Source organism: Catenuloplanes japonicus (assembly GCF_000717135.1).
Taxonomy (GTDB): domain Bacteria; phylum Actinomycetota; class Actinomycetes; order Mycobacteriales; family Micromonosporaceae; genus Catenuloplanes; species Catenuloplanes japonicus.
In genome coordinates, this window is record NZ_JNXY01000007.1 from 1 (window position 1) to 17,485 (window position 17,485).

Here is a 17,485-nt window from a genome sequence, read left to right on the forward strand (position 1 = left end):
ACCCGCCACCACCCACGCCCGGAGGACGACAAAACCGGCCGCACCACCATCATCCACAACCACAAATGGGCAACAGAGTCGCTCCCGCGGGCAAACCTCCGGCTACCCGAAGACTCCGCTGGCGCTCCGCTTCGGTCCGCCGGTCGGAGCCGGTCCCGCCGCTGGTCACGGAAGAGCACGCGAGACGGGCGGTGGTCACGGCAGATGCCGCGACCACCGCCCGTCTCCGCACGGTCGCCGTGGGCCGCGCCACCGGGTGGGTCTTCGCTCTGAGCCGGTGCCGCGCGGAAGCGGAAGGGAGGAGCGCCAGCGACGACCGGTGCCCGCGGGAGCAACGCTGCCGGACCACAGCGAAGTGGGAATATCTGCTTTCAGGGCTTTTTGATGGAAACGGCCGCGTAGGTCGTTTCCGGCGTGGGCGGGGTGGTGAAGCGCGCGTTCGGGAGCCAGAGGCGGTTGCCGAACGCGGCGACGGTGGCGGGGACGTCGAAGGCCGGGTCGGTGACGCGGGTGAGGACGCGGCCGGAGGTGCCGTCGTGGGAGAGGCGGACGGCGGCGACCTGGTTGAGGCGGTTCTGGACCGCGTAGAGCGTGCGGCCCTCCAGCAGCAGTCCGTCGCCGTTGACCAGCGTCTCGCCGGCCAGGTCGACCGCGGTGGCGGCGCCGGTCCGGGTGTTGACGCGGTAGAGCACGCCGCTCGGGGAGTGGATCACCAGGAGCGCGCGGCCGTCCGGCGTGAGCGTGAGGCCGTTGGTGTTGACGCCGCCGGAGGTGAACGGGATGCCGGTCAGCGCAAGCGGCGTCGCCTCCGCGGGCAGGCTGCCGCGGCGGCCGAACGCGAGCCGGTACAGCACCGGGTTGAACGAGTCGGTGAACCACGCGCCGTCGCCGGTGAGCACCACGTCGTTGATGAACGCGCCGCTCGCGGCCAGCCGGTAGGAGCGCAGGACCGCGCCGGAGCGGGCGTCGAGCACGCGCGCGTCGCCGCCGGTGCCGCCGGAGACGAAGAGCCGGTCGCGGTCGTCGAGCTTCAGGCCCAGCGACGGCGTGCCCGGTCCCGGGCTGAAGACCTTGCCCACGCCGGTACGCAGGCTGGCCCGGTAGATCGCGCCGTCGGCGCGGGAGCCGAAGTAGGCGTACGGGCGGCTCCCGATCGCGATGCCCTCGGGCTGCCAGCCGGCCGGCAGATCGATGGTGGTGACCCCGGCGCCGGCGTAACCGGCGGCCTGCGCGGTGCCCGGCGCGGCCAGCGCTGCCACGGGAACGGCGGCGGCGATCGAGAGAACAGTGCGGCGTTGCATGATCAACTCCATCCATGGACGTCTCTGATGCGTACCGAATCATGCCTGTCCCGGCCGGTTCCCGCAGACGTTCGCCTATTTGGCGCTTCAACGTTGAGAGGCCACACTTGGCGCCGTGCCGCCTGTTGATCAACTCTCGTGCCGGTCCTCGTGAGGTACCCGCTGCTCCGCACCGCGCTGGCGGGCCTCCGCGCGCACTACGTCCGGCTGCTGATGACCGCGGCCGCGATCGTGGTCGGTGTGAGCTTCCTCGCCGGATCGCTGGTCTACGGCGACACCGCGCGCGCCGCGTTCTACGACGACCTGGCCAAGTCCTCCCGGAACGTGGACGTGGTGGTCCGGTCCGGCTGGAGCCTGCTCGACCGCGGCACGCTGGACCGGGTACGCGCGGTCGACGGCGTGGCCGCGGCGGACGGCCGGGTCATCGCGAACATGGGCATGCTCGGCGCGGACGGCAAACTGCTGATCACGGGCGGACACGTCGGCTACGGCATCTCCGTGCCGGCCGAGCCGGGCCTGTCCCGCTTCGACGTCGCCGAGGGCCGCGTGCCGGCGAGCACCGGCGAGATCGCGGTCGAGAAGCAGACCGTGGAACAGCAGGGCCTCACGCTCGGCGGCACCGTGCGGCTGGTCGGCCGGGACGGTACGCCGGTCGCGTTCACCCTGGTCGGTGTGCTGGACCTGGGCGTGAACAAGCTCTTCGGCGGCTCGTCCGTGGGTGCGCTCACCGACGCCGACCTGCTGCGGATCACCGGCACCGACCGCTACACGCAGGTGGTCGCGACCGCCGCACCCGGTGTCGGCCAGGAGGAGCTGCGCTCGCGCGTGCAGTCGGCGGTCCGGGGCGGCTGGACCATGACCGGCGACGAGCTGGCGGACGAGCTCGCGACCGAGGCCGCGAAGTACGTGGACGGCTTCCTCTCCGTGCTGATCGGTTTCGGGCTGGTCGCGCTGACCGTCTCCGGGTTCGTCATCTACAACACGTTCTCCGTGCTGGCGGCGCAGCGTGCCCGTGAGCTGGCGCTGCTGCGCTGCGTCGGCGCGTCCCGCCCGCAGGTGCTCGGCATGGTGCTGATCGAGGCGTCCGTGCTCGGCGTGATCGCATCGCTGGGCGGCGTGCTGGCCAGCATGGTGGTCGGCTGGGGCCTGCTCGTCTCGCGCGAGCTGGTCGCCACCTCGATCCCGGACCACGCGCTGGTGCTGCGCTGGCCGACCGTGCTGGTGGCGGTCGTCTTCGGGACCGCGCTGACGCTGCTGGGCGCGCTGGTGCCGGCCGTGGCCGCGAGCCGCGTGCCGCCGCTGACCGCGCTGCGCGACGCGGGCACGATCGAGCACCGTTCCACGGGCCGCCGGTCGCGCGCGCTGGTCTGCGCCGTGCTGATCGGGCTCGGGCTGCTGATCCTGCTGGGCGGCCTGGGGCTGGACTTCGCCGGTCTGCCGCTGGTGCTGGGCGGCGCGATGCTGATGTTCCTCGGAATGGCCGCGGGCGCGCCGCTGGCGATCGGGCGGGTGATCCGCGCGGTGGGCTGGCTGCCGTCCCGCGTGTTCGGGCTGCCGGTGCGGCTGGCGACGCTGAACGCCTACCGCAACCCGCGCCGCGTCGCGGCCACCACCACCGCGCTGATGATCGGCGTGACGTTGATGTCGCTGTTCAGCGTGCTGCTGGCCACCGCGCGCGACCAGGCCGGGCGGGAGCTGGCCGAGAACTTCCCGGTCGACTTCGTGCTCACGCCGAAGCGGGTGAACGTGGACGGGCCGGTGACCGCGGCGGACGGCGTGCCGCAGGCCGTGATCGACGCGCTGGCCGCCCGCCCGGAACTGGCCGTGGTCGCGCCGGTGCGGCTGGCCTCGCGGGAGACGGATCCGCGCTTCTACGGCGACGCGGCGGTGTGGGCGACGTCCGGCACGCTGGGCCCGGAGGTCGTGGAGGGGGACCTGGCCCGGCTCGGTGCGGGGACCGCGGCCGCGCGGCGGGACTACGGGGTCTCGCTGGGCGACCGGATCACGCTGCGTTCCGGGACGGCCACGGTGGTGGCGCTCTACGACGACTCGCCGGTGGACGCGCAGATCATGCTCTCCTGGGACGGGTTCGCCGCCGCGTACGGCACCGGGCAGCCGAACCGCGTGCTGATCGACGTGGCGGACGGCACCCCGACCGCCACCGCGCGTCAGGCCGTCGACGCCGCGCTGGCCGGGTATCCGCTGGTGCAGGTGGAGAGCGCGGCGGACCAGGCCGAGTCGCTGGCCGCCTCGCTGGACGAGCTGCTGGCCATCTTCGCGGCGCTGCTCGGTATGTCCGTGCTGATCGCGCTGTTCGGCATCAGCAACACGCTCTCGCTCTCCGTCTTCGAGCGCACGCGCGAGTCCGCCACGCTGCGCGCGCTCGGTCTGACCCGGGCACAGCTGCGCGCCATGCTGCTGAGCGAGGCCGCGCTGATGGCGCTGGTCGGCGCGCTGGCCGGGATCGCGTTCGGCGCGGCGACCGGGTGGGCCGCGTCGCTCGGGCTGATCAGCGCGTACGGGCACGGCCTGCCGGTGCTGCCGGCCGGTCAGCTGGCCCTCTTCGCCCTGGTGGCGGCGTTGTCCGCGCTGGTGGCGGCCGTGCTGCCGGCGCGCCGGGCCGCGAACGCGTCCGTGGTGTCCGCACTGACCGACAGTTGATGTGACCTCGAAACTGTTGACCGTTGTACTAAAAAATCTCCCGTCGCGGGGCTAGATATTTGCCCGTCGCGGATCTAGTCTTCTTCGTAGAAAGCCCGCTCGCAATGACCGAGAGCATGGCGACCGGGCAAGAGGCGCCGGTGCAGCCTCCGCACCGCCGAGAGGCGTGAGCGTTCGGGCGGCCCGGCTCTGTAAGCCGAGTTGGTAAGGAGGGCGACGACATATCTCAGGTATCTGAAGTTATCCCGTCCCCAACCGACAAAGGGGTGGTCGCCACGAGCGCTACCTTGGCCGATTTCGGTCGGCTCACGAGATTTGGGTAGTTTTCCGTCGCCGGGCAGCACAAATACCCGGCAGTTCGGATTGTTTCGCGCGGCGCCGTTCGTCATCGTGGTCTCGTACCTGAAGGCGAACGACGACCGAGCAGGAAACTGTCTGCCCCGGGCCCCGGGACGCTCAGCGTCCCGGGGCTCTTTACGCGCGCGAAAGGCATCACCGGTGGCCACCCGCCCCAGCCACTTCCATGACGAGAACTACCCCGCCTACACCATCGGCACGGCCGCGGACCTGGTCGGCACCACGCCGGCATTCCTCCGCGCGCTCGGCGAGGCCGGGCTGATCAGCCCGCAGCGCTCGGCCGGCGGCCACCGCCGCTACTCCCGCCACCAGCTCGATCTCGCGGCCCGCGCCCGGGAACTGCTCGACGAGGGACTCCCGCTCACCGCCGCCTGCCGCATCGTCCGCCTGGAGGACGAGCTGGCCGAGGCCCGCCGCGAACTCACCGCGCTCCGCGACGCCATCCCACCCCCGCGCACGCCGCGGGACTGATTTCCAGTGCCATGTTTGCATACATAGCAATACGAACATATATTGCGTGCGTGAGGACGGCACGACGGAAGGTGTAGCTCGTGGGTGCAGGACACGACCACGGACACGCGCTGGCCGACGCCGGGCAGAAGCACCGGGGCAGGCTGTGGGCGGCCGTCGCGCTGCTCGCCGTGTTCCTGCTGGTCGAGGCGGTGGCGGCGGTCCTGAGCGGGTCGCTGGCGCTGCTGTCCGACGCGGGGCACATGTTCACCGACGTGCTCGGCATCGCCATGGCGCTGGCCGCGATGACCGCGGCGGCCAAGGCGGCGGGCGGCGATCAGCACACGTTCGGGCTGTACCGGCTGGAGGTGCTGGCCGCGCTCGCCAACGCACTACTGCTCACCGGCGTCGCGGTCTACGTGCTGATCGAGGCGGTACGCCGCCTGGGCGCACCGCACGAGGTGGCGACCGGCCCGATGCTGCTGGTCGCGGTCGGCGGCCTGATCGTCAACCTGATCGCGTTCGCGCTGCTGCGCTCCGGCGCGAAGGAGAGCCTGAACGTGCGCGGCGCCTACCTGGAGGTGCTCGGCGACCTTTTCTCCTCGGTCGGCGTGATCGTGGCCGCGCTGGTCATCTCCGTCACCGGCTGGTGGTACGCGGACCCGCTGGTCGCCGTGGTCGTGGCCGTGCTGATCGTGCCGCGCACCTGGAAGCTGGGCATGGCCGCGCTGCGCATCCTGGTCCAGGCCGCGCCCGCGCACCTGGACGTGACCGCGGTCCGGTCCCGGCTGGCCGAGGTGCCGGGCGTGTGCGACGTGCACGACCTGCACGTCTGGACGCTGACCTCGGGCATGGACGTGGCCAGCGCGCACCTGCGCCTGGAGCCGGCCGCGGAGGCGTCGATGGTGCTGACCACAGCACGTGAGGCGCTGCACCACGACTTCCACATCGACCACGCCACGCTCCAGCTGGAGCCGCAGACTCCGACGCCCTGCGGCCCCAGCTCCTGGTAGGGCGTCTCAGCAGCCGATCCGGGACGCGCCGAGCGCCACGTCGTCGTACCAGAGTGTGTCCGCACCGTCGCCGTAGCTCTCCCAGCCGAGCCGGAAGTCGGTCAGCGCGGGACGCCACGTCCTGGTCAGCCACTGCCGGTCCACGTCCGGCGTGGGCACGCCGTCCACCTGCAGGCCGGTCACCTCGGCGCCGTCGACCCAGGTCTGCAACTGAGACCCTTCGACGCGGAACTCCACGCAGGTCCAGGCGTTGAGCGGCAGTGGGCGGCTGAGCGCCACCCCGGCCGGGCTCTGCTCGGGCAGCGTGGCGTCGTCGGACTGCCGGTTCCACTGCAGCGCCGCGTTCTGACCGCCCATCCGCAGGTCCGTGTTGCCGTCGTTGGCGTCGCGCATCGCCAGGAAGGTGACGTGCGCGGCCGGGAGCGCGGTGGTGTGCCGGACGTAGAACCGGCCGAAGCTGAACGCGGCGGGCGCGGCACGGACGAACACGTGATTGCAGTACCCCGCCGCACCGGCGATCTTGATCGAGCGGGTGCCGCTGTGCGCCGTGGTGGGGTCCACGGTCGCGGCGCCCAGTCCGGAGCAGTCCTGGGACGTGATGGTCCAGGCGCCGGCGGGCGCGGTGCCGGTCTGCGACTCGAAGTCGTCACAGAGCACCGTCCCGGTGCCACAGCCCACGCCGGGTGACGGAGTGGGCGTCGGCGATCCCGTGGGGACCGGGTCTGAGCCGTTACAAGGGACCCCGTTGAGCGTGAAGCCGGTCGGCGCCCCGTTGCCGGACGAGAACGTGCCCTGGACACCGAACTCGGCCGCACCGTTCGCCGGAATGTTCCCGTTCCAGCCGAGATTGACCGCGGTGACCGCGGCCCCGGACTGGTTGACCTGCGCGTTCCACGCGTTGGTGATCCGTGAGTCGCCCGGGTAGGTCCAGGTGACGGTCCAGCCGCTGACCGAGGACGCGCCGGGGCTGACCCTCACGTTCGCGGTGAACCCGCCGGCCCACTGGTTGACCGTGTAGTCGACGGCGCAACCCGCGGCGGCGTTCGCCGAGGGAGCGAGCGCCCAGCCGGCCGCGACCGCGACCAGCGCCGCGGTGAGGACGGCGAGAAGATGACGTGCTGCTGCCAAGGAAGGATCCTTCCGGATGGCACCGCCGCGGACACGGCGGGCCGAAGCTGACGAGGACGGCTGCCCGGCTCCCGAATCCATCGACGCCCATCATTCTAGCCACGAACGGACCGCGCGCGGCGACAATGGACGTCATGCGGGTTCTCATCACGAACGACGACGGCATTCACGCGATCGGGCTCCGGGCCCTGGCCGCGGCGGCGGTGCGGGCCGGCCACGAGGTGGTGGTGGCCGCGCCGAGTTCGGAGCACAGCGGTTACAGCGCCGCGCTGATCGCCACGCGCACCGAGGACAAACGGATCGGGGCGGAACCGCACGAGTTCGACGGGCTGCCGGACGTGCCGGCCTACGGCGTCGACGCCTCCCCCGCGTTCATCGTGGTGCTGGCGCTACGGGACGCGTTCGGCCCGGCACCGGACGTGGTGCTCTCCGGCCCGAACCGCGGCGCGAACGCGGGCCACGCGGTGATCCACTCCGGGACGGTCGGTGCCGCGCTCACGGCCGCGGCCGGCGGGATCTCCGCGATCGCGGTCTCGCTGGACGTGGTCTCGCCGCTGGCCGGTGGCTCGCTGCACGCGCTGAGCGAGGCCACGGACGAGGGGCGGAACTGGGACGTCGCCGCCGGCACCGCGGTGGGCCTGCTGGACGTACTGACCGGCCTGCCCGCCGGCACCGTGCTCAACCTCAACGTCCCGGACGTGAAGGCCCAGGATCTCAAGGGGGTACGCCGCGCGGCGCCGGCCGGCTTCGGCCAGGTGACCGTGACGCTGGACGAGTCCGGCGAGGGCTACCTGCGGACCGGCATGCGGATCAGCGAGGAGCGTGGCGCGCCCGGCACCGACCTGGGGCTGCTGGCCGACGGCTGGGCCACGGTCACGCCGCTCACGTCCGTGGACGACGACCGCGCGCTGGAACTGCCCGCGCTCTCGTAACCGCGCCACAGCGCCCTGGCCAGCTCCTCCGCGGTGGGCCGCTCCGCCGGTGGCTTGCGCATGCTCCACCGGCAGGCCTCCGCGACCGAGGGCGGCAGCCCGTCGATCGGCAGCACCGGCGTGGGCGCGAGCCCGTGCATCGGCCCGGCGAGCAGCGCGCCGGACCGTGCCCCCGGGTACGGCGACCGCCCGGTGAGCAGCTGGTAGAGCAGCACGCCGGCCGCGTAGACGTCGTCGGCCGGCGACGGTGGCGGGCCGGGCCGGGCCCGGCGCCGCCCCTCCGGCTCGATCAGCGCGGCCAGCCCGAAGTCGACGATCTTGATGCCGTGCGAGGTGAGCATGACGTTCGACGGGTTCAGGTCGCGGTGCACGACGCCACGGCGGTGGGCGGCCGCGAGCACGTCCGTGACGGTGGCGGCGATGCGGACCGCCTCGCGCCAGGGCAGCGGGCCACCGGCGACCCTGCCGGCCAGCGAGACGCCGGTGAGCAGCTCCATCACCACGTAGGGCACGGTGCGTCCGTCGGCCACGGCGTCGCCGTAGTCGTAGACGCGGGGCACGCCGGGGTGGACGAGCCGCGCGGTGATGCGGGCCTCGAGACGCACGCGCTCGCGGACACCGGGATCGTCCGAGCCGAGCACCTTGACCGCGGCGGCGCGCCCGTAGAGCGAGTCGATCGCGCGGTAGACCGTGGACACGCCACCCCACGCGACGGGGCCGATCAGAACGTAGCGCCGGGCGAGGGCGGTGCCCATCCGCAGGGTCCGCCCGGCGTTGAGCTGCGAGGAGGCCACGAGTGGACTCTTCCGCAGCGGCTCGCGCCGGGCAAGACCCGCGTTGTCAGGCTCCCGCGGGAGCTTCCGGCACCGCGTCCGCGAAATAGGGCTCCGGGGCACCGAACAGGCCGAGAAGCCCGGTCACCCAGAGTTGCCGGTGAACGAACCGGCTGGGCTGCGTCACCGCGAGCTTGCAGCCGCTCACCTCGGAGGCTTGGAAGCCCGAGACGAGCGCGCTGATGCCGACCGAGTCGATGAAGCTGACCAGTCGCATGTTCAGCTCGATGCGGGACGGGCGCCCCTTGGTCAGCACCGCTGAGACCGCTTCGCGGATCTCATGTGCCGTGTCAACATCGATTTCTCCGCGCGGAGCGATCTCGACGACATCATTGGGGAGCATGGTCGTGATGATCGACAGGCTCACGCGAGCACCTCCACCCAACACCGTGATTCAACAGAGTCTCTAAAGTGCGCGGGCCGCGACCGAGCGTATTCCGCCGCCAAGCCCGGTCGCTAGTCCTTCGACACATGGCATTTTCACGGATCTGCAGCGTGAATCTCAGCGCCAAATCAGTCAAAACGCCCATAGTGCATACAAAGCATCCCATCCTCGCGGGCACCGACCCCTCCGGGCTCGCGACCCGCACCACCATAGCGACAGCGAACCAACTTCGCCTGTGTGGAAGCTGAGTGGCTGATCGGAAAAGGGTTTCCCGCGTGACGGACGGTGACAGAGGTTAGCAAGGGACACCTGGTACCTGCCGCCCCTTTTCCCGCGCCGTGCGAATATCCGCAGCGCCCGCGCCGGTCACCCGATCGGGGGCGCGGAACCCGCCGCGGGGGTACCCGATCGGGGTACCACCCACGCGGCGGTGCCCGGCGCCAAGGGTCCGGCGCCGAAACCAACAGGAAACATATCCCCCCTCCGGGTGGCGCCCGCATCCGACCTGGGCATACGTGACGCCGCACACGGACCGTGTCAATCGGCACGCGAGGGTTTGCCCAGGCCGATCCGGGGGCACCCACATCGCAGGGCTCACGCGAACGAGTTGCACGGGCGCCGCGCTTTCTCTGGTGGCCGGCAAGGACCTGGAGGAGGTAGAGCTATGGGAACCAATCTGCTTCACCGGAAGAGCAAGACCGAGAAGGCGACCCAGCAGGCCTGGGAATACCTCAAGCACACGGTGGAGTCGGCCGGAGATCTGGCCGGCAGCACCCGCAGCACGGTCAGTTCCGCCGCCGGCACGCTCGGCGCGGCCGGGAGCGAGGCCAAGTACCGCGCTTCCGCCGCGCTGGACGCGCTCGCCGGCCGTCGCCGGTCCATGCCCTGGACGTGGATCGCGGGCGCCGCGGTGATCGGCGCGCTCGCCGGTTTCGCGGTGACCGTCGCCGCGCGCCGGACGCTGGCGGAGCGCCCGGCCGACGATGAGATCGACGACGCCGACGAGGTGGTGGCGATCTACACCGGCGACCGGACGCCGGTCGGTCTGAACGACTGACGCACACGGTGCGGAAGGGGACGCCACGGCGTCCCCTTCTTCATGCCCCGGACGGTCATGCCCCGAAGAACTCCAGCAGCGCCGCGTTGACGGCCTCGGGCTGCTCGAAGTAGCCGTAGTGACCCGCGCGCGGGATCTCCGCGTACCGCGCGCCCGGGATCACGCCGGCGATCTCCCTGCCCCGCGCCGGCGGCGCCACGATGTCGTCCGTGAACGACAGCACCAGCGCGGGCGTGCGGATCCCCCGGTACGCCTCCAGCCGGTCCCCCATCAGGTCCACGTCCAGCTGCGCACGCGTCCCCTTGCCGTCGTCCGGCGGGCCCGGCAGCTGGAAGATGTCCAGCCAGTCGCGCACGGCACGGTCGTCCGCGAGCGTGTGCGGTGACAGGTTCTGGCTCGCGCGCACCACCGCGGCGTACCCCGGAGGCAGCATCGTCCCCCGGTCGAACAGCTCCCGGTCCGCGTGCAGCAGCGCGGTGCAGAACGCGTCGTCCCGGCCGCGCGCGCCGAGCAGCGCAACGCGGCCGACCAGGTCCGGCCGGGCCAGGCACAGCTCCTGCGCGATCTGCGCGCCCATCGAGTGCCCGGCCACCCGGCACGGCCCGAGGCCCAGCGACTCGATCACGCCGGCCGCGTCCCGGACCAGGTCGTCTATGGTCATGGCCGGCGTGACCGTGCTCGGCGGGATGCCCCGGTTGTCGTAGGTGACCACCCGGTACCCGGCCGCGACCAGCGCCGGGACCTGGTGCAGGTGCCAGGTGCGGCCGCGCGCACCGGTCCCGGCGATCAGCAGCACCGGCGGTCCGGCGCCGGTGTCGTCCACGTGCAGCCGCACGCCGTCGAGGTCGAGGAACGGCACGTGCTCAGTCCCCGCGGGCGAGCACGGACTGCCAGCCCGCGACCGTGGGGTTCTCCGCCAGGTCCAGGTAACCGGCCTCGTGCCCGTCCTGCCGCCACTTCTCGACCAGCGTCATGATCCGGATCGAGTCGAGGCCGCGGTCCAGCAGGTTCTCGTCGTCGGTGAGGCCGTCCGGGCTCTCGCCGAGCGCCTCGGCCACGTCCGCCCGGATCCGGTCCCGGCCGAGCGCGGTCACGACGCGCCCCGCACCAGCGCGAGCGGCGCGGCGACGTCGACCCGCGGCGTGGCGGCCACCGCGCGCACGATCTCGCCGGACCGGATCGCCACGTTGGACAGCAGCGTGGAGGTGATGCCGTGCACGTGCTCGGTGCCGCCCTGCAGGTAGATGCCGGCGCGCACGCCCGCCACCGTCCCGACGCGGTAGTCACGATCCACATCGACGAGCCCCTCACCGGTACGCCGCGCGAGCGGCCCGGCCGTGCCGAGCAGCCGCACCGGGTCCACCGGGCGGTAGCCGGTCGCGTAGACCAGCACATCCGCGTCGAGCTGCTGCCGGTCGCCGGTCGGCAGTGCCTCGACCGTGACCGTGACGCCGTCCTCGCGCGGGGCCACGTCGACCACGCGGGACGCGTTGAGCATGCGCAGGCGCTCGCGGCCGAGCACCTTCTCCCGGTAGACGCGCCGGTAGAGGTCGTCGATCAGGTCGATGTCCACCACGGAGTAGTTCGTGTTGCGGTGGTAGTCGAAGAGCATGCGCTTCACGTCGGCCGGCGCGTCGTAGTAGAGGTCCACCGCCTCCGGGTCGAAGATCCGGTTCGCGAACGAGCTGTCGTCGGCCGGGCTGTAGCCGTACCGGTAGAAGACGGAGCAGACCTCGGCGGACGGGTAACGCTCGTGCAGGTGGCCGACCACCTCGGCCGCGCTCTGCCCGGCGCCCACCACGACGAACCGGCGCGGCGCCGCCTCCGGCAGCGTGGACAGCCGGCCCAGCAGGTCGAGGTTGTGCCAGACGCGGGCGGAGAGCTTCGCCTCCGGCGGCAGGCTCAGCTCCAGGCCGAGCGCGATCACCACGTTGCGGGCGCGGCGCACGCCGTCGCGCGCCACCACGTCGAAGCAGACCACCTCGCCGGACTCGTCGTGCACCGGCAGCACGTCGGTGACCTCGGCGTCGTAGGCCACCAGGTGGTCCATCCGCGCGGCCGCCCAGGCCAGGTAGTCGTGGAACTCGATGCGCAGCGGGAACAGCGTCTTGTGGTTGACGAAGTCGACCAGCCGGCCGCGCTCGTGCAGGTAGGAGACGAAGCTGAAGTCGCTCGACGGGTTGCGCAGCGTCACCAGATCCTTGAGGAACGAGACCTGCATGGTGGCGTCCTCGAAGAGCATGCCGCGGTGCCAGCCGAAGCCGCTCTGCCGCTCCAGGAACACCGTGCGCAGCGCCTCGGCCGGCGCCACGCGGTCGTTGTGCTCCTGCACCGCGACGGCGAGCGCCAGATTCGACGGGCCAAATCCGATCCCGACCAGGTCATAGACCGGGGTTTCCGGTTCGCTCAAGGCACAAGCCCTTCTCTGGTACGGCCGGGACCGGCGCCGCCACTACGGTGTGTGCACGAGTCCGCCCAATGAGTGAGGTAAGGCTAACCTAATATTTCGTACCGGTAAAGACGTCGAATGTGATGTATATCTACATATATGCTGCTTAAACAGCAGGGCGTACATAGCGCAGAATGGCGGCCCGCTTGTGGCCCAGATCCCGCACGCCCCAGAGCGTGAAACCGGCACCGGCGAACATCCGCCGTGCCATCCCGTGCCGCTCGTCCGGGTCCGCCACCACCACCGCGCACCGCGGATCCGCCTCGAACAGGCCGTCCGCCACCGCCCGCACCATGGCCCGGCCCAGCCCGCGCCCGGTCGACGCCCGCTCGCCGATCGCCAGGTGAATGCCCAGATCGTGGGCGTCCGCGTCGTACTGCAGGCCGACCACGTCGCGGGCCACCCGGTAGATCTCGACGTAGGCCAGCGGCGCGTCCTCGTAGGACACGACGTACGGCCGGGAGTAGTCGCCGCCCAGCTGGCCGTCGATCGCGGCCCGCCACCGCGCGACCGGCCAGGCCTGCTCCCAGAACAGGTCCACGTGCGGCGCGGCCATCCAGCGTGCGACCAGCGCGACGTCCTCGTCGGAGGCGGCCGGGCGCAGCGACCACGGCGCGGACAGCTTCGGCTCGGGCGGCGCACCGGCCGCGACCACGGCCTCCGCCAGCCCTTCGGTGACCTCGCGACTCATGCTCGCTCCACTTCGGTCCGGGCACTGCACACAGAGCGCGAGGGGTGCGCTGGACATCGACCGCCCTCACGCCCACAGAAGCTTAGGCGACCCTAACCTAAGGGCCGCGAGGGTGACGTGGCAAGGAGCGGCTCCCACCCGTACCCCCGCCGGCTTTGATCGTGATCCGGGGTCGATACGGTGTGGACCATGGCGCGGCAGCAGTCCCCCGAGGAGATCGTCCAGACCCGGCAGGTGTCGGTCGGCGCGGTGCTGGAGGGACGCGCGGACCTGCGGGACTACCACTACAAACATCTGGCCGTGCTCTCCGACGGCTCGGTCGAGCCGGAGCGGCTGGCGCGCCTGATGGCCGCGGTGGAGCACCTCGACGCCTACGGCTGGGAGCTGGTCACCATGTCGCCGTCGACGGACGCGCGACGGCTGATCGCGATCCTTCGCCGCAAGTTGTTAGGCTAGCCTCACCTGAGTCCGTCGTGAGGGGTAGGCACCGTGAGCAGGCTTAGCGCCGATGGGCTGACGCTGGCGTATGACGCGCGCGTCGTGGCCACCGGTCTCAGCGTGGAGATCCCGGACAACTCCTTCACCGTGATCGTCGGGCCGAACGCATGCGGCAAGTCCACGCTGCTCCGCGCGCTGTCCCGCATGCTCAAGCCGCGCACCGGCACCGTGCTGCTCGACGGGAAGGGCATCGGCTCCTACCCGGCCAAGGAGGTCGCCCGCCGCCTCGGACTGCTCCCCCAGACCTCGATAGCGCCGGACGGCATCACGGTCGCGGACCTGGTCGGGCGCGGCCGTTTCCCGCACCAGCGGCTGCTGCGGCAGTGGTCGCGCGAGGACGAGCGCGTGGTCGCGGAGGCGATGGCCGCGACCGGCGTCGCCGAGCTGTCCGGCCGGGTCGTCGACGAGCTCTCCGGCGGCCAGCGGCAGCGCGTGTGGCTGGCGATGGCGCTGGCCCAGCAGACGGACATCCTGCTGCTCGACGAGCCGACCACGTTCCTCGACATCACGCACCAGATCGAGGTGCTCGACCTCTGCGCGGACCTGCAGGAGGCCGGCCGCACCATGGTCGCGGTGCTGCACGACCTCAACCAGGCCTGCCGGTACGCCACGCACCTGATCGCCATGCGCGACGGCGCGATCGTGGCCCAGGGCGCGCCCGGCGACATCATCACGGCCGACCTGGTGCACGACGTCTTCGGCCTGCAGTGCCGCGTGGTCCCGGACCCGGAGTCCGGCACGCCGCTGGTCGTCCCGGCCGCCCGCCGCCGCGCGGCACCGGTCACGATCGCCGCCTGATGCCCTCGCGCTGAGGACATCAGGCAGGCGATGGATCAGGCCTTGACCGGCGCGGGCTCCTCGTCCAGGTCGAGCGCCGGAAAACGGGACGTCTCCGGTGCGAAGGCCAGCGCGACCAGCGTGAGCAGCAGCGCGGCGGCGACGTAGACGGAGACCGCGAACGCGCTCCCCGTCGACGCGACCAGCTTGATGGCGATGATCGGCGCGAGCGCACCGCCGAAGATGCCGGCGATCTGGTAGCCCATCGACGCGCCCGAGTAGCGCAGCCGGGTGGAGAACAGCTCCGCGACGAACGCGGCCTGCGGGCCGTACATCGTGGCGTGCGTGGCCAGCGCGACCACCACGGTCAGCACGATGACCAGCGTGTTCCCGGTGTCGAGCAGCGGGAAGAACGCGAACGCCCAGACCGCGGCCGCGATCGCGCCGGCCGCGTAGACCGGCCGGCGGCCGACCCGGTCGGAGAGCGCGCCGAAGTACGGAATGAGCAGCAACTGCAGGCCGGAGGCGACCAGCACGCCGGTCAGCGCCACCGTGCGCGGCAGGCCGACCGTGCCGGTGACGTAGGTCAGCACGTAGAGCGAGAACGTGTAGAACGCCACGTCCGTGCCGATGCGCGCGGCCATCGCGACCAGCAGGCCGCGCGGGTGACGGCGGAGCACCTCGATCAGCGGGAGCTTCGCCTTGACGCCGTGCGACTCGACGGCCGCAAACGCCGGCGACTCCGTGACCGAGACGCGGATCCAGAGGCCCACCAGCACAAGCAGGCCAGACAGAAGGAACGGGATGCGCCACCCCCAGCCGAGAAAGGCATCCTCCGAGAGCGTGGCGGAGAGCAGCCAGAGCACGCCGGACGCGAGCAGGTTGCCGGCCGGCACGCCCACCTGCGGCCACGATGCGGAGAGGCCGCGCCGTGCCGGGTCGCCGTGCTCCAGCGACATCACGACCGCGCCGCCCCACTCGCCGCCGAGGCCGAGGCCCTGCAGGAATCGCAGGGACACCAGCAGGAGGGGCGCGGCGATGCCGATGGTGGCGTGCGTCGGCAGCAGGCCGATGAGAAACGTGGCGCCGCCCATCAGGATCAGCGTCACGACCAGCACGCCCTTGCGGCCGACCCGGTCGCCGAAGTGGCCGAAGACGATGCCGCCGAGCGGGCGGGCGACGAAACCGACCGCATAGGTGGTGAACGCCAGCAGCGTGGCGGTGAGCGGCTCGAACGTGGGGAAGAACAGCTTGCCGAAGACGAGCGCGGCGGCGGAGGCGTAGAGAAAGAAGTCGTACCACTCCAGTGAGGTGCCGACCAGACTGGCGATGATGACGCGGCGGGCTTCCTTCGGGTTACGGGTCGTCATGACGGGCTCCTCTGTGGGATCCGATGTGCCGTATGCCACACTGTAGGAAATCGTAGAACGATCCGGCAATCCTTCAATATGAAGATGGTGTAAACGACAGAGGAGCGACGTCATGCACGTGCGCCGGGCCGGACCGTCGGCCATCCTGATCGAGCTCGCCGGCACCGAAGCCGTCTTCGCCGCCTATGAGCTGCTCACGGCCGCGCGAGAGCGGGGCGAACTGACCGCGGAGGAGATCATCCCGGCCGCGCGCACGGTGCTGCTCGACGGCGTGCCCGACCCGGACCTCGTCTTCCGGCTGCTGCCCGCCGAGCCTTCCCTCTCCGGGGAAAAGCCCGAAGACCCGAAAACCATCACGATCAGCACGCGGTACGACGGAGAGGACCTGGACGACGTCGCCCGGCTCTGGGACACCGACCGGGCCGGCGTGATCGCGATCCACACCGGCACGGAGTTCCGCGTGGCGTTCTGCGGGTTCGCGCCCGGCTTCGCGTACCTGACCGGGCTCGGCCCCCGGCATCACGTGCCGCGCCGGCCGTCGCCGCGGACCCGGGTGCCGGTCGGGACGGTGGCGCTGGCCGGGCCGTACAGCGGCGTCTATCCGACGGCGTCGCCGGGCGGGTGGCAGCTGATCGGGCGTACCCGCGAGCGGCTCTTCGATCTGGAGAGGGACGAGCCCGCGCTGCTCACGCCGGGTGCGGTGGTCCGTTTTGTCGAGGACGAATGACGCTGGAGATCATCCGAGCCGGCGTCCGGACCACCGTGCAGGACCTCGGCCGGCCCGGCCTGGCCCACCTCGGCGTGCCCCGCTCCGGCGCGCTCGACGCGGGCGCGCTGCGACTGGCCAACCGGCTGGCCGGCAACCCGCCGGACGCGGCCGGGCTGGAGATCACGCTCGGCGGGCTGCGGGCGCGCGCGACCCGGGCGCTGACGCTCGCGGTCACCGGTGCGCCCTGCCCGGTCCGCGTCGACCGGCGGCCGGCCGACCCGGGGCTGCCGCTCGCGGTGCCGGCCGGCGCGGTGGTCGAGATCGGGCGCGCGAGCGCGGGGCTGCGCGTCTACCTGGCCGTCGGCGGCGGGATCGCGGTCGCGCCGGTGCTGGGCAGCCGCGCCACGGACACGCTCTCCGGGATCGGGCCGCCGGTGGTCGCGGACGGTGACGTGCTGCCGGTCGGCCCGGCCACCGCACTGCCACCGGGCGTGGACCTGGCCGTCGTCCCGCCGCCGCCCGCCGCGCTGTGCCTGCCGGTCTGGGCCGGGCCGCGCGACGACTGGTTCACCGCGGAGGCGCGGCACACGCTGCGCAGCGCGGAGTTCCGCGTGTCGACGCAGACGGACCGGGTCGGCGCGCGGCTGACCGGGCCGGCGCTCGCGCGCGCGATCACGGACGAGCTGCCCAGCGAGGGCCTGGTGCTCGGCGCGATCCAGGTGCCGGCGGACGGGCAGCCGCTCGTCTTCCTGGCCGACCACCCGACGACCGGCGGCTACCCGGTGATCGCCGTGATCGACCCGTCCGGCGTGGACTCCCTCGCCCAGGCCCGCCCCGGCACGCCCGTCCGCTTCCGCACACCGTGATCCGGGAG

General features: G+C 72.0%; 17 protein-coding genes and 1 pseudogene. 9 read left to right on the plus strand and 9 right to left on the minus strand.

The window, feature by feature from the left end; all coding sequences use genetic code 11:
* Window positions 1-371: 371 nt before the first annotated feature.
* Complete coding sequence (locus OP04_RS13165; protein WP_033340104.1) at window positions 372-1,301, minus strand: SMP-30/gluconolactonase/LRE family protein; 930 nt, start codon at window positions 1,299-1,301, stop codon at window positions 372-374.
* A 150-nt stretch (window positions 1,302-1,451) separates the two neighbouring features.
* On the opposite strand from OP04_RS13165, the gene OP04_RS13170 reads away from it, so the two are divergent.
* The 3 genes from OP04_RS13170 (at window position 1,452) to OP04_RS13180 (ending at window position 5,782) form a co-directional block, all read left to right on the plus strand.
* The gene (locus OP04_RS13170; RefSeq protein WP_157239783.1) at window positions 1,452-3,962 is read left to right on the plus strand and encodes an ABC transporter permease; all 2,511 of its coding nucleotides are present in this window, start codon (window positions 1,452-1,454) and stop codon (window positions 3,960-3,962) included.
* 498 nt (window positions 3,963-4,460) lie between these two features.
* Window positions 4,461-4,790, plus strand: a complete 330-nt coding sequence (locus OP04_RS13175; RefSeq protein WP_033339941.1) for a MerR family transcriptional regulator — start codon at window positions 4,461-4,463, stop codon at window positions 4,788-4,790.
* Window positions 4,791-4,870: 80 nt separating this feature from the next.
* Window positions 4,871-5,782: a cation diffusion facilitator family transporter gene (locus tag OP04_RS13180; RefSeq protein ID WP_033339942.1), complete on the plus strand. Its 912-nt coding sequence runs from the start codon at window positions 4,871-4,873 to the stop codon at window positions 5,780-5,782.
* A 6-nt stretch (window positions 5,783-5,788) separates the two neighbouring features.
* Here the strand turns inward: OP04_RS13180 and OP04_RS13185 are convergent, their stop codons facing one another.
* Complete coding sequence (locus tag OP04_RS13185) at window positions 5,789-6,910, minus strand: cellulose-binding domain-containing protein (protein WP_051797802.1); 1,122 nt, start codon at window positions 6,908-6,910, stop codon at window positions 5,789-5,791.
* 134 nt (window positions 6,911-7,044) lie between these two features.
* Here OP04_RS13185 and surE point away from each other — a divergent pair, with 134 nt between their 5' ends.
* On the plus strand, window positions 7,045-7,842 hold the full coding sequence (gene surE / locus OP04_RS13190) for a 5'/3'-nucleotidase SurE (protein ID WP_063746601.1): 798 nt from the start codon (window positions 7,045-7,047) through the stop codon (window positions 7,840-7,842).
* A gap of 17 nt (window positions 7,843-7,859) precedes the next feature.
* On the opposite strand, the pseudogene OP04_RS55580 reads toward surE, so the two are convergent.
* Window positions 7,860-8,597: pseudogene (locus OP04_RS55580) on the minus strand (serine/threonine-protein kinase); the annotation flags it as partial.
* Window positions 8,598-8,682: 85 nt separating this feature from the next.
* On the minus strand, window positions 8,683-9,042 hold the full coding sequence (locus OP04_RS13200; RefSeq protein ID WP_033339945.1) for an STAS domain-containing protein: 360 nt from the start codon (window positions 9,040-9,042) through the stop codon (window positions 8,683-8,685).
* Window positions 9,043-9,724: 682 nt separating this feature from the next.
* On the opposite strand from OP04_RS13200, the gene OP04_RS13205 reads away from it, so the two are divergent.
* Complete coding sequence (locus OP04_RS13205; protein WP_033339946.1) at window positions 9,725-10,117, plus strand: hypothetical protein; 393 nt, start codon at window positions 9,725-9,727, stop codon at window positions 10,115-10,117.
* A 55-nt stretch (window positions 10,118-10,172) separates the two neighbouring features.
* Here OP04_RS13205 and OP04_RS13210 read toward each other — a convergent pair whose 3' ends face one another.
* The 4 genes from OP04_RS13210 to OP04_RS13225 form a co-directional block, all read right to left on the minus strand.
* Window positions 10,173-10,976, minus strand: a complete 804-nt coding sequence (locus tag OP04_RS13210) for an alpha/beta fold hydrolase (RefSeq protein WP_033339947.1) — start codon at window positions 10,974-10,976, stop codon at window positions 10,173-10,175.
* Window positions 10,977-10,980: 4 nt separating this feature from the next.
* Window positions 10,981-11,211, minus strand: coding sequence for a phosphopantetheine-binding protein (locus OP04_RS13215; protein ID WP_033339948.1), 231 nt, complete (start codon window positions 11,209-11,211; stop codon window positions 10,981-10,983).
* The gene (locus OP04_RS13220; RefSeq protein ID WP_033339949.1) at window positions 11,208-12,527 is read right to left on the minus strand and encodes a lysine N(6)-hydroxylase/L-ornithine N(5)-oxygenase family protein; all 1,320 of its coding nucleotides are present in this window, start codon (window positions 12,525-12,527) and stop codon (window positions 11,208-11,210) included. The genes OP04_RS13215 and OP04_RS13220 overlap by 4 nt, the downstream gene beginning before the upstream one ends.
* Before the next feature lie 145 nt (window positions 12,528-12,672).
* Complete coding sequence (locus tag OP04_RS13225) at window positions 12,673-13,257, minus strand: GNAT family N-acetyltransferase (protein ID WP_033339950.1); 585 nt, start codon at window positions 13,255-13,257, stop codon at window positions 12,673-12,675.
* 189 nt (window positions 13,258-13,446) lie between these two features.
* On the opposite strand from OP04_RS13225, the gene OP04_RS13230 reads away from it, so the two are divergent.
* Complete coding sequence (locus OP04_RS13230; protein WP_033339951.1) at window positions 13,447-13,713, plus strand: hypothetical protein; 267 nt, start codon at window positions 13,447-13,449, stop codon at window positions 13,711-13,713.
* A gap of 33 nt (window positions 13,714-13,746) precedes the next feature.
* Window positions 13,747-14,553, plus strand: coding sequence for an ABC transporter ATP-binding protein (locus OP04_RS13235; protein ID WP_033339952.1), 807 nt, complete (start codon window positions 13,747-13,749; stop codon window positions 14,551-14,553).
* A gap of 35 nt (window positions 14,554-14,588) precedes the next feature.
* Here the strand turns inward: OP04_RS13235 and OP04_RS13240 are convergent, their stop codons facing one another.
* Window positions 14,589-15,902, minus strand: coding sequence for an MFS transporter (locus OP04_RS13240; protein WP_033339953.1), 1,314 nt, complete (start codon window positions 15,900-15,902; stop codon window positions 14,589-14,591).
* Window positions 15,903-16,014: 112 nt separating this feature from the next.
* On the opposite strand from OP04_RS13240, the gene OP04_RS13245 reads away from it, so the two are divergent.
* Both OP04_RS13245 and OP04_RS13250 read left to right on the plus strand, forming a co-directional pair.
* Window positions 16,015-16,629, plus strand: a complete 615-nt coding sequence (locus tag OP04_RS13245) for a 5-oxoprolinase subunit B family protein (RefSeq protein ID WP_033339954.1) — start codon at window positions 16,015-16,017, stop codon at window positions 16,627-16,629.
* Window positions 16,626-17,477, plus strand: coding sequence for a 5-oxoprolinase subunit C family protein (locus OP04_RS13250; RefSeq protein ID WP_033339955.1), 852 nt, complete (start codon window positions 16,626-16,628; stop codon window positions 17,475-17,477). Before OP04_RS13245 ends, OP04_RS13250 begins: the two co-directional genes overlap by 4 nt.
* Window positions 17,478-17,485 lie beyond the last annotated feature (8 nt).

Coding starts and splice junctions, on each gene's coding strand:
- surE (WP_063746601.1), top strand. CDS start 7,045: ATGCGGGTTCTCATCACGAACGACGACGGCATTCACGCGATCGGGCTC.
- OP04_RS13225 (WP_033339950.1), bottom strand. CDS start 13,257: ATGAGTCGCGAGGTCACCGAAGGGCTGGCGGAGGCCGTGGTCGCGGCC.
- OP04_RS13230 (WP_033339951.1), top strand. CDS start 13,447: ATGGCGCGGCAGCAGTCCCCCGAGGAGATCGTCCAGACCCGGCAGGTG.
- OP04_RS13205 (WP_033339946.1), top strand. CDS start 9,725: ATGGGAACCAATCTGCTTCACCGGAAGAGCAAGACCGAGAAGGCGACC.
- OP04_RS13250 (WP_033339955.1), top strand. CDS start 16,626: ATGACGCTGGAGATCATCCGAGCCGGCGTCCGGACCACCGTGCAGGAC.
- OP04_RS13165 (WP_033340104.1), bottom strand. CDS start 1,301: ATGCAACGCCGCACTGTTCTCTCGATCGCCGCCGCCGTTCCCGTGGCA.
- OP04_RS13245 (WP_033339954.1), top strand. CDS start 16,015: ATGCACGTGCGCCGGGCCGGACCGTCGGCCATCCTGATCGAGCTCGCC.
- OP04_RS13240 (WP_033339953.1), bottom strand. CDS start 15,902: ATGACGACCCGTAACCCGAAGGAAGCCCGCCGCGTCATCATCGCCAGT.